13 protein-coding genes are annotated in these 15,696 nt (G+C 56.6%); 12 read left to right on the forward strand and 1 reads right to left on the reverse strand.

Annotated elements, in window-relative coordinates:
• The 10 genes from mraY to lpxC all read left to right on the forward strand — a co-directional run bounded on the left by mraY (window position 1) and on the right by lpxC (window position 11,777).
• Window positions 1–1,083, forward strand: a complete 1,083-nt coding sequence (mraY, locus tag HXW73_RS06740; protein WP_186255474.1) for a phospho-N-acetylmuramoyl-pentapeptide-transferase — start codon at window positions 1–3, stop codon at window positions 1,081–1,083.
• 57 nt (window positions 1,084–1,140) lie between these two features.
• A complete protein-coding gene (gene murD / locus HXW73_RS06745) occupies window positions 1,141–2,529 on the forward strand; it encodes a UDP-N-acetylmuramoyl-L-alanine--D-glutamate ligase (protein ID WP_186255475.1) in 1,389 nt (462 codons plus the stop codon).
• Window positions 2,526–3,707 (forward strand): putative lipid II flippase FtsW, encoded by a 1,182-nt coding sequence (gene ftsW, locus HXW73_RS06750; RefSeq protein WP_186255476.1) that lies wholly within the window; start codon window positions 2,526–2,528, stop codon window positions 3,705–3,707. Before murD ends, ftsW begins: the two co-directional genes overlap by 4 nt.
• Before the next feature lie 50 nt (window positions 3,708–3,757).
• Entirely contained in the window at window positions 3,758–4,822 is a 1,065-nt protein-coding gene (gene murG, locus HXW73_RS06755) for an undecaprenyldiphospho-muramoylpentapeptide beta-N-acetylglucosaminyltransferase (protein ID WP_186255938.1), read from the forward strand.
• 53 nt (window positions 4,823–4,875) lie between these two features.
• Window positions 4,876–6,285: a UDP-N-acetylmuramate--L-alanine ligase gene (gene murC / locus HXW73_RS06760; RefSeq protein ID WP_186255939.1), complete on the forward strand. Its 1,410-nt coding sequence runs from the start codon at window positions 4,876–4,878 to the stop codon at window positions 6,283–6,285.
• Complete coding sequence (locus HXW73_RS06765) at window positions 6,282–7,223, forward strand: D-alanine--D-alanine ligase (protein ID WP_186255477.1); 942 nt, start codon at window positions 6,282–6,284, stop codon at window positions 7,221–7,223. The genes murC and HXW73_RS06765 overlap by 4 nt, the downstream gene beginning before the upstream one ends.
• Entirely contained in the window at window positions 7,220–7,933 is a 714-nt protein-coding gene (locus HXW73_RS06770) for a cell division protein FtsQ/DivIB (RefSeq protein ID WP_186255478.1), read from the forward strand. Before HXW73_RS06765 ends, HXW73_RS06770 begins: the two co-directional genes overlap by 4 nt.
• 299 nt (window positions 7,934–8,232) lie before the next feature.
• Window positions 8,233–9,522 (forward strand): cell division protein FtsA, encoded by a 1,290-nt coding sequence (gene ftsA / locus HXW73_RS06775; RefSeq protein WP_186255479.1) that lies wholly within the window; start codon window positions 8,233–8,235, stop codon window positions 9,520–9,522.
• Window positions 9,523–9,556: 34 nt separating this feature from the next.
• On the forward strand, window positions 9,557–10,729 hold the full coding sequence (gene ftsZ, locus HXW73_RS06780; protein ID WP_186255480.1) for a cell division protein FtsZ: 1,173 nt from the start codon (window positions 9,557–9,559) through the stop codon (window positions 10,727–10,729).
• A 136-nt stretch (window positions 10,730–10,865) separates the two neighbouring features.
• Window positions 10,866–11,777, forward strand: a complete 912-nt coding sequence (lpxC, locus tag HXW73_RS06785; protein ID WP_186255481.1) for a UDP-3-O-acyl-N-acetylglucosamine deacetylase — start codon at window positions 10,866–10,868, stop codon at window positions 11,775–11,777.
• 64 nt (window positions 11,778–11,841) lie between these two features.
• On the opposite strand, the gene HXW73_RS06790 is transcribed toward lpxC, so the two are convergent.
• The gene (locus HXW73_RS06790; RefSeq protein WP_186255482.1) at window positions 11,842–12,336 is read right to left on the reverse strand and encodes a DUF721 domain-containing protein; all 495 of its coding nucleotides are present in this window, start codon (window positions 12,334–12,336) and stop codon (window positions 11,842–11,844) included.
• Between the two features lie 156 nt (window positions 12,337–12,492).
• Here HXW73_RS06790 and HXW73_RS06795 point away from each other — a divergent pair, with 156 nt between their 5' ends.
• On the forward strand, window positions 12,493–12,855 hold the full coding sequence (locus HXW73_RS06795; protein ID WP_186255483.1) for a hypothetical protein: 363 nt from the start codon (window positions 12,493–12,495) through the stop codon (window positions 12,853–12,855).
• A 74-nt stretch (window positions 12,856–12,929) separates the two neighbouring features.
• Window positions 12,930–15,671 (forward strand): preprotein translocase subunit SecA, encoded by a 2,742-nt coding sequence (gene secA / locus HXW73_RS06800; RefSeq protein WP_186255484.1) that lies wholly within the window; start codon window positions 12,930–12,932, stop codon window positions 15,669–15,671.
• Window positions 15,672–15,696 lie beyond the last annotated feature (25 nt).

The following is a 15,696-nucleotide window of genomic DNA, read 5'->3' on the forward strand; positions in this document are numbered from 1 at the left end:
ATGTTACTTCATTTGGCGAATTTTCTGTCGCAGTATCAATCTGCCTTTCAGGTTTTCAACTATTTAACCCTACGGGTGATTTTAGCCGCCTTGACAGCGCTGTTTTTGTGCTTATGGCTAGGGCCCTGGGTGATAAAGCGGCTGGTCGAAGGGCAAATTGGCCAGGCCGTGCGTGATGACGGTCCGCAATCGCACCTCTCAAAAGCCGGCACGCCGACTATGGGTGGGGCGATGATTCTGATGGCCATGGCGGTCAGTACTCTGATGTGGGGGGATCTGACCAATCACTACGTATGGGTCGTGCTAGGTGTGACACTAGGTTTTGGCGCGATTGGTTGGATAGATGATTACCGCAAAGTGGTCGAGAAAAATCCTCGAGGGTTGCCGGCACGCTGGAAGTATTTCTGGCAATCGGTGGTGGGCTTAAGCGCGGCACTGATTCTTTACTTCACCGCGGCCTCGGCAGTGGAAACCAGCCTGTTGATACCGACGCTGAAAGACGTCGCGATTCCGCTGGGCATTTTTTATATCCTGTTAACCTACTTGGTGATTGTCGGTAGCTCCAATGCCGTCAACCTGACCGATGGCCTTGATGGCTTGGCCATCATGCCGACGGTGCTGGTGGCGATGGGGCTGGCGATTTTTGCTTATGCGAGCGGCAACGCGCTTTTCGCTGACTATCTGCATATCCCGTTTATCCTGGGTACCGGCGAACTGGCCGTTTTTTGCGCAACGATAGCGGGCGCTGGGCTGGGTTTTCTTTGGTTCAATACCTATCCTGCGCAAGTCTTTATGGGCGACGTGGGAGCGCTTGCACTCGGCGCAGCGCTTGGCGTGGTGGCCGTTATTGTCCGTCAGGAAATTGTGTTGTTCATCATGGGCGGCATTTTCGTTCTGGAGACCGTATCGGTCATTTTGCAGGTCGGCTCTTATAAGCTCACTGGGCGTCGGATCTTCCGAATGGCGCCTTTGCATCACCACTATGAGCTGAAAGGCTGGCCAGAGCCGCGGGTGATCGTGCGCTTTTGGATCATTACCGTGGTGCTGGTGCTGCTGGGGCTCGCAACGCTAAAAGTTCGTTAAGTTTCTTTCATTTTCAACGCGGCCGGGCCAGACATGGGTCGGTGTGAGGGAGCCGGGATGGTTCACGTTCCACCAGGAATAACGCTCGTCGTGGGGCTGGGTATCTCGGGGCGGGCGATATGCCGCCACTTGGCGCGACAGGGCGTGCCGTTTATGGTGGCGGATACCCGCGAGGAACCACCCGAAATGGCAGCGTTCTACAGCGCCCATCCTGACGTTAGCGTCCATTGTGGCCCCCTCGAGGCCCTGGATATTGAAGCGGCGGAGGAAGTCGTGGTGAGCCCGGGTGTCGATCCCCATCATCCGACGTTAGCGCCGCTGGCGGCGCAGGTTAATCCACGCACTGGCGACCCCCGCCTGGTAGGCGAAATGGCCCTTTTTGTGCGTGCCACGTCGGCGCCCATTGCCGCGATTACCGGCTCGAATGCCAAATCAAGTGTGACAACCCTGCTCGGTCAGATGGCCCTGGCGTCGGGTGTCAACGCCGCTGTTGGCGGTAATCTCGGCACTCCGGCACTGGATCTATTGGCTCAACAGCCTGACGCTGAGCTGTTTATCCTCGAACTTTCCAGTTTTCAGCTCGAAACCACCCCCCGCCTTGGGGCAGCGGTAGCCGCGTTTTTAAACTTATCTGCAGATCACCTGGATCGACACGGCGACATGCAAGGCTATTGTCGTGCCAAGCAAGCTATTTTTCGGGGTGCACAGCACGCTGTCGTCAATGCCGACGACCCGTTGACGTTTCCCAACGACCCGGTTGCCGAGCTGACTCGCTTTGGCAATCAGCCGCCAAGCGGTCGTGATTTCGGGTTGTCGATGGAGCAGGGGCGGTTAACCCTGATGAAGGGTAAAACGCCTTGGCTTGCCGCCGATCAGTTGGCAATGGTAGGTCAGCATCACTATGTTAACGGGTTGGCCGCTCTGGCCATGGGGGACGCATTGGGTTTAGACCAAGCGGCCATGTGCGAGGCATTAAAGGTATTTAAAGGGTTGCCCCATCGCAGCGAGCTCATCGCCGAACTCGACGGCGTAAAATGGGTGAACGACAGCAAGGGTACCAATGTGGGAGCGACCCTTGCGGCCATTGAAGGCATTGGCGCCAACTTGAAAGGTCGGTTGATATTGCTGGCAGGCGGGGTAGGCAAAGGGGCCGATTTTTCTCCCCTGGCGGCGCCGTTAAGCGCCAACGCACGTTGCGTTATCTTGTTCGGCCAGGATGCATTGCGTCTGGAAGATGCGTTGACTGATCACGTCGAGACGCGCCTGGTGGCGGACCTGGAGCATGCTATGCAAGAAGCATATGCGCTTGCAAAACCCGGGGACTGCGTGCTGTTGTCGCCGGCCTGTGCGAGTCTGGACCAATTCGTTAATTACCAGGCAAGAGGCGATGCCTTTCGTCACTGGGTAGAGCAAAAAGCACGATTCGCCAGCGAGGCAACGTCATGAAGCGACTACAGGATCTACGCCAGAAAATGTCGACCCAAGGGGCGCCCTGTGATGTCTGGTTGATCGTGGTGGCGGTGGCTCTGGCGGGTTTCGGCTGGGTGATGGTAAGTTCTGCCTCTATCGGGTTGGTCGATAACAGTTATCATTATGTACAACAGCATGGTGTGTTCTTGCTGCTCGGCATAGCAGCATGCCTGGTGATGTTGTGTCTTCCGCTAGAGGTCTGGCGTCAAAACGCCAGCTTGATTCTGCTTGCCAATATCTTTCTGCTGTTGCTGGTGCTGTTCATCGGACAGGAGATCAATGGCAGCAAACGCTGGATTGCGCTGCCCGGTCCATTGCCGAGCCTGCAAGTGTCCGAGCTCGCCAAGATTGGCCTGATTCTCTATATGGCGGCTTTTATGTCGCGTTTCACTTACGACCTCAGGCGCAAGCCCTTCAGCATGTGGCGGCCTCTAGCGGTATTGGCCGTGCCGGCCGGGCTATTATTTCTGGCGCCCGATTTTGGCGGCATGGTGGTGTTCACGGCGTGCGTGATTGGCATGCTGATGATGGCGGGGGCGTCGCTAACCTTATTGATCGGTAGTGGCAGCCTGTTGGCAACGGGTGCCGTGATGATGGTGGCGCTTGAACCCTACCGGCTGGCTCGCTGGACCAGTTTTTTGGACCCTTGGGCCGATCAGTTTGCGACAGGGTATCAGTTGACCCAGGCGCTGATTGCCTTTGGTCGCGGTCATGTCACCGGTACCGGGCTTGGCAACAGCGTGCAGAAGTTGCATTACCTCCCCGAGGCGCATACCGATTTTATTTTTGCAGTGGTTGCCGAAGAGTTGGGGATGTTGGGTGCCATCACGGTGGTGGTGTTATTTACGCTGTTGATTGCCCGGGCCATGTTGGTGGGGCGTCGAGCTGAGCTTTCAGGGCATCTGTTCGGCGCTTATGTCAGCTATGGTATTGGCTTCATTATTGCGGCTCAGGCATTTATCAACATGGCGGTAAGCTCTGGGCTGCTGCCAACCAAAGGGTTGACGCTGCCACTGATGAGCTATGGTGGTTCCAGCTTGCTGGTCACCGGCGTCATGATAGGTTTGTTGTTACGCACCGACGTGGAAACCCGTCAACAGCCCAAACGTGCCTCGACGCCTTATCGCCCGCGTCGTGAACCACGCTTCTCATAATCAAGCTTAAGGAGTTGCCTGTGACACAGCCAGCGCGCCGAGTGCTCATCATGGCAGGAGGAACCGGGGGCCACGTGATGCCTGCTTTATCGTTGGCGCGGGCCCTGATGGCTCAAGGTGTCGAGGTTGAGTGGCTGGGTAGTCCGAAAGGTATTGAAAACCGGCTGGTGCCCGACGCGGGGATCACCCTGCATACCATTGCCATTTCAGGGCTGCGCGGCAACGGCTTGGCAGGGTGGCTGCAGGCCCCGTTGAACCTGAGTCGCGCGGTGCATCACTCCCGCCGTGTCATGGCAGAATTCAAACCTCAGGTTGTGGTTGGGTTGGGTGGCTTTGCCAGTGGCCCTGGCGGCCTGGCCGCCAGAACATTGGGCATTCCACTGGTGATTCATGAGCAGAACGCCGTGGCTGGATTGACGAACAGGGTGCTGTCGCGCCTTGCCACCCGCACCTATGCGGCTTTTCCGCAGGCCTTTGGTCAACGGGCGGAAGTGATTGGTAATCCGGTCCGCGACGATATTGCCAGCTTGGGCGATCATCCGCGCGATTCGGCGACCATGGCAGCTCGGCCTCTGCGCTTGCTGGTCGTCGGTGGTTCACTGGGTGCTGTTGCCCTTAATGAGCGTCTGCCCCGAGCGATCGCCAGTCTGGCGACTTCGCAGCGGCCGGATATATGGCATCAGGCCGGCAAGGCGCGGGATGCTGATACCGCGGCGCTGTATGCCGAGCAGGACGTCGAGGCTCGGGTTGAGCCTTTTATTGATGATATGGCGGCGGCTTATGACTGGGCCGATTTAGTGGTTTGCCGTGCCGGGGCATTGACCGTTGCGGAGTTGGCGGCAGCGGCCAAGCCCGCCTTGCTGGTACCTTTTCCTTTCGCGGTGGATGATCATCAACGCATCAATGCCCAGGTGCTTGTCGAGGCAAAGGCGGCGCTGTGCATCGTTCAGTCCGAGTTGACCGCCGAGCGCCTTAACCATGAATTGGCAAATTTATTAACGCCTGACACCCTGGCGGCGATGGCTGCTAATGCACGCCAGGCCGCCTACTTGGAGGCAACCCAACGCCTGGCCGACGGGTGTCTGGCTGTCATACCGCAAGGAGAGACTGTGTGACCCACTCTGTAACCAAGGCGGCATCGGCAACGACCGCCCCCAACGGTCGCGGCATGCGCCGTATTCGGCGCATTCATTTTGTCGGCATCGGCGGTGCAGGTATGTGCGGCATCGCGGAGGTGCTAGCCAACCAGGGGTACGCTGTCAGCGGCAGCGATTTAAAACCTTCGCCCGTTACCGAGCGTTTGAGCCAGTGCGGTGTGAGTATATCGATTGGTCACGCCGAGGAACACGTGACGGGGGCGGATGTGGTGGTCGTATCGAGCGCCATCGATCCAACGAATCCGGAAATTCGATGGGCCCATGATCACCGCGTGCCGGTAGTGCGCCGCGCTGAAATGCTCGCCGAGCTGATGCGCTTTCGCCACGGCATCGCAGTGGCTGGCACCCACGGCAAGACCACAACCACCAGCTTGACGGCGACGATACTGGCCGAGGGCGGCCTTGACCCAACGTTTGTGATCGGTGGCAAGCTGACCAGCGCGGGTGCCAACGCAAGGCTGGGTGAGGGTGATTATCTGGTGGCCGAAGCCGATGAGTCCGATGCTTCATTTCTGCACCTGCAGCCAATGGTCTCCATCGTCACCAATATCGATGCCGACCACATGGCAACTTATGGTGGTGATTTCTCGCGCCTTAAAAGCACGTTTGTCGAATTTCTTCATAATCTGCCTTTCTACGGGCTGGCGGTGCTTTGCACTGATGACGCCAATGTGCGCGAGCTCTGTGACCAGGTGAAACGCCAGTTCGTCACCTACGGGTTCGACGCGGATGCCGACTATCGAATCATCGATTTTGAGCAGCAGGGTGGCGAGGTGTCGTTTACCGCGTTGCGCCCCGGTGATGCCGACCCGCTACCCATTCGACTGGCCATGCCCGGACGTCACAACGCGTTGAATGCGATGGCGGCGATAGTGGTGGCCACCGATGCCGGTGTCAGTGATGCGGCGATTACCCGCGCCTTGGCGAGCTTTGCAGGCGTGGGGCGTCGCTTCCAGGTGCATGGCCATTTCCCCAGCCCGACGGGCGGCGATGTCATGCTGGTGGATGATTATGGTCATCACCCACGGGAAGTGGATATGGTCATTCAGGCGGTTCGGGCAGGTTGGCCTGAGCGGCGTCTGGTGATGCTTTATCAGCCGCATCGTTACAGCCGAACGCGTGATTTATACGAGGATTTTGTCCGGGTGCTCTCCCAGGTGGACACGCTAGTGCTTTTGGACGTTTACAGCGCCGGTGAAGCGCTGATTCCCGGGGCTGAAGGCCGCACGCTGGCGGGGTCGATTCGTCAACGTGGCGAGGTCGATCCGCTATTTGTCGAGCATAAACACGAATTGCCTAACCTGCTAAGCCACGTGCTGCGGCCCGGCGACATTTTGATTACCCAGGGCGCCGGTGATGTTGGTGGTATCTCGCTGCGCCTGGCGCAAGCCCAGTTGGCGTTAAATGAGGTAGACCTGTGAGCGGACTCAACTCAGAACCCCTATCGCTTGAGCGCGTTGTCGTCATCTACGGCGGTGAGTCTGCCGAGCGTGAAGTGTCATTAAAGAGCGGTACTGCGATTATCGCGGCGCTGGAGCGTCAGGGCGTGAATGTCCAGGGCTACGACCCGCGCGAGGGCGGCTTGGTCGGCCTGGAAAATTTGGCTCCAACCGCTGTTTTTGTCGCGTTGCACGGCCGTGGCGGCGAGGACGGTACGCTGCAAGGGGCGCTTGAGCTACTGGGCATTCCCTATACGGGCAGTGGTGTCTTGGCGTCGGCACTGGGTATGGATAAGCAACGCACCAAGCAGGTATGGCATGCCCTGGCGTTGCCAACGCCGGAAAGCATCATGCTGCATGCGGATTCTGACTGGGCCGGGGTGGTCGCGCAGCTTGGCCTGCCGCTGATTGTCAAACCCGTCCATGAGGGCTCGACGCTGGGTATCAGCATTGTCGATGATCAGGCTTCTCTGGAAGCAGCCTATCATGATGCAGCCCGTTTCGACGCGCGGGTCATGGCGGAGCGGTTCATCCAAGGCGATGAGTACACGGTGAGTCTGTTAGACGATCAGGTCCTCCCCGCCATTCGCGTTGAAGTGCCGGGTGGCTTTTACGACTATGAAGCCAAATATTTAACCGATACGACGCAATATCACCTGCCGTGCGGTCTGTCGCAAGAGGATGAGTCTGTGCTGGCAACGCTTTGCCAGCAGGCGTTTGCCGCCGTGGGTGGTCAGGGCTGGGGGCGCGTTGACGTGATGCGTGACGGTGAGGGGCGCTTTTGGTTACTCGAAGTCAACACCGTGCCGGGCATGACTGACCACAGCCTTGTGCCCCAATCGGCCGCCCATGCCGGTATGGATTTTGATCAGTTAGTGATGCGTATTCTGCAAACGGCCGGTCAAAAGAGCGCCCCATGAAAAAACGCCAGGCCTGGTTGGGTAGTTTGATGTTGGGCCTGCTGTTGGTGGCAGGTGGGCAGGCGCTTTGGCTGTGGCTTGATCGTCCCATTGAACGTGTCTCCATCCGGGGCGACTGGGACTACGTCGATGCTGATTATCTACGGACCCAGTTGGCCCCTGTCGTTGAAGACAGTCAGTGGTTATCTGCCGATCTGGGGGCGTTAAGGCAACAGGCGTTGCGTATTGGTTGGTTAAATGAAGTACGCATAACGCGTGAATGGCCCAATGCGCTGGTATTTGAGTTGGTTGAGCAAACCCCGGTGGCCCGCTGGAATGACGACTTTTTGCTTAACGCAGAGGGCGAAGCCTTTGCATTTGCCCCGATGGGAGCGCCCAAGGGCCTACCCGATATGGCAGGTCCCGCCGGTAGCAGTAAAGAAGTGCTGGATTATTACCATCAATTAACCCCTCATTTCGCAGGGCTGGATTTACGTTTAACGCAGTTACGTTTAGAGCCGCGTGGCGCTTGGCGGTTACAGTTAAATGATAGCACCTGGGTTATGTTAGGGCGTCGTCAACACCAAGTGCGGTTGGCGCGTTTAAGTGCTTCCTGGCAACGGGAATTGAGTCGTTTAAGCGAACGCATCCGTTATATCGATTTGCGTTACCCCAATGGGGTCGCGGTGGCCTGGCACGGAGAAAGTGAATTTGATGTGCAAGAAGAGTAACACGTCGATGAAAGGGCGTTTAACGGTGTAAAGTAAGCAGTCGCTGTCGATGAAAACCGCGCAAATGGGGTTTTATTTCGCTTTTATGGCGACTATTGTGATAATTGACTAGTCGTAATGCGCTGATTGTTTCTATACTATGAGCCAATCGTGAATTATTAATGTTAATTTCGCTGATTAAGTTAGCTCACTGCTCAGCGTCGCAAAGACATAAGTTGGCACTCTTATTAACTAGTGCCCAAGTAGGATTGAACGTTAATTGTTTTTTTATTTAAGGCGACAAGGAGATTTCCCGACTCATGGCAGGCTCACCCAACGCATCCAACATGGTGGTCGGGCTGGACATTGGAACGTCCAAGGTCGTCGCGATCGTCGGTCAGCCGACCGACGACGGTGGAATTGAAATTGCAGGCATTGGCTCGCATCCATCGCGGGGCATGAAGCGCGGTGTGGTCATTAATATTGAATCGACCGTGCAGTCAATCCAGCGCGCCGTTGAAGAAGCCGAATTGATGGCAGGCTGCGACATTCATTCTGTCTATGTCGGCGTCGCTGGCAGCCATATCAAATCGATGAACTCTGATGGTGTAGTGGCAATCAAAGAACGCGAAGTGACGCCCTCGGATATCGAGCGAGTGATTGATTCGGCCCGCGCGCGTGCTGTTTCAGAAGGACAGCGAGTTCTGCATGTATTGCCCCAGGAGTTTTCAATCGACGCTCAGGGCGGTATTCGCGAACCTTTGGGTATGTCGGGGGTTCGCCTTGAGGCGCAGGTTCATTTGGTAACCGCAGCGCTCAATGCGGTCCAGAACATTGAAAAGTGTGTGCGTCGCTGTGGCCTGGATGTGGATGCCATTATCCTCGAACAGTTGGCGTCCAGCATGGCAGTGTTGACGGAAGACGAGCGTGAGCTGGGTGTTTGCATGGTCGATATCGGCGGAGGAACGACCGATATGGCGATCTTCACCGAAGGGGCCATTCGCCATACGGCGGTGATTCCGATTGCTGGCGATCAGGTCACCAACGACATTGCCATGGCGTTGCGGACGCCTACACAGCACGCCGAAGAGATTAAGGTTAAGTACGCTTGCGCGCTGACTCAGTTGGCGGCGAGCGACGAAATGATCAAAGTGCCTAGCGTAGGCGACAGGCCGGCTCGGGATCTTTCCCGGCAAGCCTTGGCCGAAGTGGTTGAGCCTCGCTATGAGGAACTTTTTACGCTGGTCAGAGACGAGCTGCGTCGCAGCGGCTATGAGGACATGGTCGCTGCCGGTATTGTGCTGACGGGCGGTACGTCACGTATGGAAGGCGTGGGCGAGCTGGCAGAAGAAATCTTTCATATGCCGGTTCGTATTGCGTGTCCGCAAAATGTTAAAGGGTTGTCAGACGTAGTACGCAATCCTATCTATGCAACGGGTGTGGGTTTACTGCATTATGCATTGCAGGAATCCCGCCATGGGCATGGTCGAGAAAGTCAACGGGGAGTCATCCCTGCGCACAAGGGGCGTACTGACGTCTCCCGGCGTGACGTCAAGGATGGCAGTGCAGCGCTGGCAAGAATCAAAGGCTGGTTCAAAGGAAATTTCTGACAGGGCCGCAAGCGCGGTTCAGGAGACGGGGCTTATGTTCGAATTGGTAGATAGCGCACCCTCGAGCAGTGCGGTCATCAAAGTGGTTGGCGTTGGCGGCGGTGGTGGCAACGCAGTAAACCACATGGTCGAAAGCAATATCGAAGGCGTTGAGTTCATCTGCGCCAACACCGACGCCCAGGCGTTAAAGCGGGTATCCGCGAAGACGGTTCTGCAGCTTGGGGGTGAAATCACCAAAGGCCTGGGGGCGGGAGCTAACCCGGATGTCGGCCGCCAGGCGGCGATGGAAGATCGTGAGCGTATCGCTGAGCTTCTCAACGGCGCTGACATGGTGTTTATCACCGCTGGCATGGGCGGTGGTACAGGTACCGGTGGCGCGCCTGTCGTCGCGCAGGTAGCCAAGGAATTGGGTATCCTGACGGTGGCGGTAGTGACGCGTCCCTTCCCGTTTGAAGGGCCTAAGCGGATGCGCGCGGCAGAAGAGGGCATGAAAGAGCTCTCGGAGCATGTGGATTCGTTGATCACCATTCCCAACGAAAAACTGCTCTCTGTTCTAGGCAAAAACGCCACCTTGTTGACCGCCTTCAGCGCTGCCAACGATGTGCTGCTGGGAGCTGTCCAGGGCATTGCCGAGCTGATTACCAGCCCGGGCATTATCAACGTCGACTTTGCCGATGTGCGCACAGTGATGTCCGAGATGGGCATGGCGATGATGGGCACTGGCGGTGCGACGGGTGAGAACCGTGCTCGCGAAGCCGCTGAAAAAGCCATTCGCAGTCCATTGCTGGAAGATATCGATCTGCATGGTGCGCGCGGCATCCTGGTCAACATCACCGCAGGTCCGGATCTTTCGATTGGCGAATTCAACGACGTGGGTGCCACAGTTCAGGAATTTGCCTCCCAGGAAGCGACGATCGTCGTGGGAACTTCCATTGATATGGAAATGTCCGACGAACTGCGCGTTACGGTAGTGGCGGCAGGCCTGGATGGTGGTCAGCCGAAAGCGGCAGCCCGTGAGCCGGCTCGCCGTGCGGCGGAAACCTCTGCAGATTATCGCAAGCTGCAACAACCGACGGTAATGCGCCAGCAGGCAAGCAGCCGTGCCGAAGCTGCCGAAAGCACGCCTGCACGCCCTGAAAAACGTCGCGCAGCGGATGCTGACGATTATCTGGACATCCCCGCGTTTCTTCGCCGCCAAGCGGATTGATACAAGCTATCAGGTTCATGCTTCCGGCAAACGAGAGTTTTATTGGTCAAAACTCTCGTTTGCTGTTAAAGTGAACACTGTTTGATAACTTTCATCCCTTGCGGTTATCCCCGTTATTAGAGTTCGACCACTGCCCATGATCAGACAACGCACCTTACAAAATATCATTCGTGCCACCGGAGTGGGTTTACACTCGGGTAAAAAAGTTCATTTGGCTTTGCGTCCGGCGCCCGCTAATACGGGGATTGTGTTTGTTAGAACGGATCTGGAGCCAATGGTCCACGTGCCTGCCCGCGCAGAGTTGGTTGAAGATACCAAACTGTGTACCGCACTCAGCTACCAGGGTGTCAAGGTAGCGACCGTTGAACACTTGATGTCGGCGTTTGCCGGGCTCGGGGTCGACAATGCTTACGTCGATGTCAGCGCGCCTGAAGTGCCTATCATGGACGGCAGTGCCAGTCCCTTTGTCTTCCTGATTCAGTCTGCAGGCATTCTGGAGCAGGAAGCGGCCAAGAAATTTATTCGCATCAAGCGGCCGATCAGCGTTACAGAAGACGATAAAGAGGCGACTTTCCTGCCCCATCAGGGCTTTAAGGTTTCATTTGCCATCGACTTTGATCACCCGGTGTTCGACCAGCAGAAGCAAACCGCAATGATCGACTTCTCGACGACATCGTTCGTTAAAGAAGTCTCCCGTGCCCGTACCTTCGGCTTTATGCGCGACCTGGAGTTTCTGCGCTCCAATAATCTGGCATTAGGCGGAAGCCTGGATAATGCCATCGTTGTTGATGACTACCGGATAGTCAATGAAGGCGGGTTGCGCTACGAAGACGAGTTCGTCAAGCACAAGGTGCTGGATGCCATTGGTGACATGTACCAGCTGGGTCATAGCCTGATTGGCGAGTTCCGTGGCGTTAAGTCGGGTCACGCATTGAACAATCAATTGTGTCGCGAGTTACTTGCTCAGCCCGATGCATATGAAATTGTCACCTTTGAAGAAGAGCAAGCCGTGGCGCCGATTTCCTACTCGGCGCCTGCCATGGCGTAGTCAGCGTTACTCGATTGACCGCTCGAAAAATGCACCGCCCAGGCGGTGCGTTTTGTTTTGTGGGTCAACCTTTAGGTTTTTTGTTGGGTTCTTCGTTGCTGGGCTCGTCCGGGGCGTGGGAGGCCAGTCGTTCCAAAGCTCGTTTGAGGGCGGGGTGGTCGGTATCTTCGGCACATTGGCTGAGTGTTTTGCCCGCTGAGCTCGACAGAGAACGGGTGTTGCGTAAAGGTGGCTGGACGGTCCTTACAGGACGCACCTTGAAGGTAAACCCGGTGACGCCCTCGAATCCCGGCAACTGATGGATAAGGCCTAGCAGGCGATCCTGTTCGTAGCGCAGCCAGGTTAGCCATTGCGCTTGGCCGCTGATCAATGTCAAACGCCCGTCGCGAAACCCGCCAACATAAATATGCTCACGCATTGCCTCGGGCAGGTGGGCCCGCAAATGCCGTTGCGCCTGATCGATAAGCGTGGAGAGGCGCATAAGTTTGCCGATATCGCCCGACTTGCCCATCAGACGGCTGATGGGCTGTGCCTGAGATCGCTTAACCTTTATACTCATACGCCTGATTCCTAAGGTATCGCTTATTGCCCTATGCATAGGTACTTTACCTGTACATAGGTGCTTTATTTAGATGCTTTCTGGCAAAGTTGCTTTCGGGCACACATAGGTCACCCGGCACTTAAAGCCTAACACGCTCAGGAGTTTGTCCACAGCATGTCGCAAGCGTTAAACATTGCCTCGGTATTGCCTCGGCGTCAGCGTCGCCATAGCCTGGCGCGTTGGTGGCTGGCAGGCCTGTTGGTCGGCTGCTTATTGCCGACTAACCTGACCTATGCGGAAGCACTACGGGGTGGTGAGCGCAGCGTGGTGGCGTGTATTTGGGTGCCCGCCGTATTGCGCGCGCGGACGCGCTTGATGGCAACCCGGCGTCGCGCTCTGCGGCGTTTCTGGGTCGTGGTGAAGCCCTTAACGTCGCCTAAACCTTTCGTATTCAAGCGTTTTGTTAGTGTGCTAGTGGCCGCACATGATGTATTCAGTCGCCGTGGCCCCCCTCAGATTTCCCCGTTTTACCGCTGATAAGTCAGTAAACCTTCTTCATTTATGGAACGGGGTGACCCTGTCAAGGGAGCTCGTGGCTAGTTGGAAACTACATGATTAATAATTTATTACGTAAGGTCGTCGGTTCAAAAAATGACCGTGATGTTAAGCGCATGCACAAAAGTGTGCAGAACGTTAATGCGTTGGAAAGTGAATTCGAAGCGTTAAGTGATGCCGATCTTCAGGCCACTACGGCAACATTGCGTCAGCGATTGGAAGACGGTGAGTCGCTGGACAGCTTAATGCCGCAAGCCTTCGCGATGGTCCGTGAAGCGAGCAAACGTGTCATGGGCATGCGCCACTTTGATGTGCAGATGGTCGGCGGGATCACCCTGCATCGCGGCCGCATCGCTGAAATGAAAACCGGCGAGGGTAAGACCCTGGTGGCAACGCTTGCCGTTTACTTGAATGCGCTACCGGCGAAAGGCGTTCACGTGGTGACGGTAAACGACTACCTGGCCCGCCGTGACGCTGAATGGATGCGCCCGCTCTATGAGTTTTTAGGGCTCACCGTCGGGGTTATTTTTAGCGGTCAGACCAGCGCTGAAAAACGTCATGCGTATCACTGTGATATTACCTACGGCACTAACAACGAATTTGGCTTCGATTATCTGCGCGATAACATGGCCTTTTCGCTTGAAGATAAAGTCCAGCGTGAGCTGCACTACGCGATTGTCGATGAGGTGGATTCGATTCTGATCGATGAAGCCCGTACGCCGCTGATTATTTCAGGTGCTGTCGACGAGAATACCGACCTGTACAAAGTGGTTGACCGCCTGTCGCAGCAGTTGGAAGAAGGTGAAAAATCCGAGGATGACGAGACGCCGGTCACGGGTGATTTCGTACTTGAGGAAAAGCAAAAACAGGTTGAACTGACCGAGCAGGGCCACAACAAGGTCGAAGCACTCATGCGTGAGGAGGGGCTGCTAGGGGAAGATGACTCCCTCTACGCGGCTCAAAACCTCAACCTGCTCCAGCACATGCACTCGGCGTTGCGGGCTCGCTATCTTTACCACCTCGACGTGGACTATATGGTCTCAGACGATCAGGTGGTGATCGTTGACGAACACACCGGGCGTTCCATGCCGGGTCGGCGTTGGTCCGAGGGGCTGCACCAGGCTGTCGAAGCCAAAGAAGGCGTTACGGTTCAGCGCGAGAGCCAGACCCTGGCCTCGACAACCTTCCAGAACTACTTCCGCCTCTATGACAAACTTGCCGGTATGACCGGGACGGCCGATACCGAGGCCTTTGAATTCCGCCAGATTTATGGGCTTGATGTGGTGGTAATTCCCACCAATCGGCCGTTGACGCGTAAAGACCTTAATGACTTGGTTTACCTGAGCGCGGAAGAGAAGTACGAAGCCATCATTGAAGATGTCAAAGTGCAGACAGAGGCGGGCCGCCCTGTGTTGGTGGGTACGGCCTCCATCGAAACTTCCGAGTACATCGCGCACTTGATGCGTGAAGCCAGTCTCGCGTTTAACGTCCTTAACGCCAAGCAGCACCAAAGCGAAGCCGAGATCATTGCCCAGGCGGGGCGCCCCGGAGCGGTGACGATCGCGACCAACATGGCGGGTCGGGGTACCGATATCGTACTAGGGGGTAACTGGGAAGCTGAAGTGGCCAAACTGCAGCAGCCCAGCCAGGCGCAAATTGATGCCCTGAAGGAGGAATGGCAGAAACGTCACGACGCCGTTCTGGAAGCTGGTGGCTTGCACGTGATCGGCTCTGAGCGCCACGAGTCGCGGCGGATAGATAATCAGCTGCGTGGTCGTGCCGGTCGCCAGGGCGACCCAGGGTCCACCCGCTTCTTCCTGTCCCTCGAGGACAGTTTGATGCGACTGTTCGGGTCTGACCGCGTCAAGCGTCTGATGCAGGCGATGGGACTTGAGCGTGGCGAAGCCATCGAGCACAAGATGGTATCCAATGCCGTTGAGCGAGCGCAGAAGAAGGTCGAGGGACGCAACTTCGACATTCGTAAACAGCTCCTTGAATACGATGATGTGGCCAACGATCAGCGCCGGGTCATTTATCAGCAGCGTAACGACATACTGGCAGCCGATAACGTGGCAGACGCTGTTGCGGGTATCCATGAAGAAGTCATGGAAGACGCTATCAGCGACTTTGTTCCGCCGCAAAGCCTTGCGGAGCAATGGGACCTGCCGGGCCTTGAAGCGCACCTGAAAACCGAGTTCAACCTGGATGCGCCGGTGGTTGAATGGGCAGAAGCGGATCAGCGCTTCAACGAAGAGAAGCTGCGCGAACGCCTGCACACCATGCACCGCGAAGCCTACACTGCGAAAATCGACGCCGCCGGTGAAGCGCTTATTCGCCGGTTTGAAAAGCAGGTGATGCTGCAGGTTCTCGATACCCGCTGGAAAGAACACCTGCAATCCATGGACCACCTGCGTCGCGGTATTCACCTGCGCGGCTATGCGCAGAAAAATCCTAAGCAGGAATACAAGCGTGAAGCGTTTGAGCTTTTTCAGCAGTTGCTGACTAACATCAAGGCAGACGTGACGCGGATTCTCAGCCATGTACAGGTACGTCAGCCGGAAGAAGTGGAAGCCCTTGAGCAGAAGCGTCGTGAAGCGCTAGAGCGCGAAAAAGCCACTGCTGACAGCCGCCATGATGACCCGGACTCTGCCGCGGCTGAGGAAACCGATGCGCCTAAAGAAGCCCCTGGCGCCGACGGCCGTCCCGTGCGTCGCGAAGGGCCCAAGGTAGGCCGCAATGATCCCTGTCCGTGCGGATCAGGCAAAAAGTACAAGCAGTGTTGCGGTAAACTCGACTAGTGCAAAAGCCACGCTTAAGGAGATC

It is taken from the genome of Halomonas sp. SH5A2 (genome assembly GCF_014263395.1).
GTDB lineage: Bacteria > Pseudomonadota > Gammaproteobacteria > Pseudomonadales > Halomonadaceae > Vreelandella.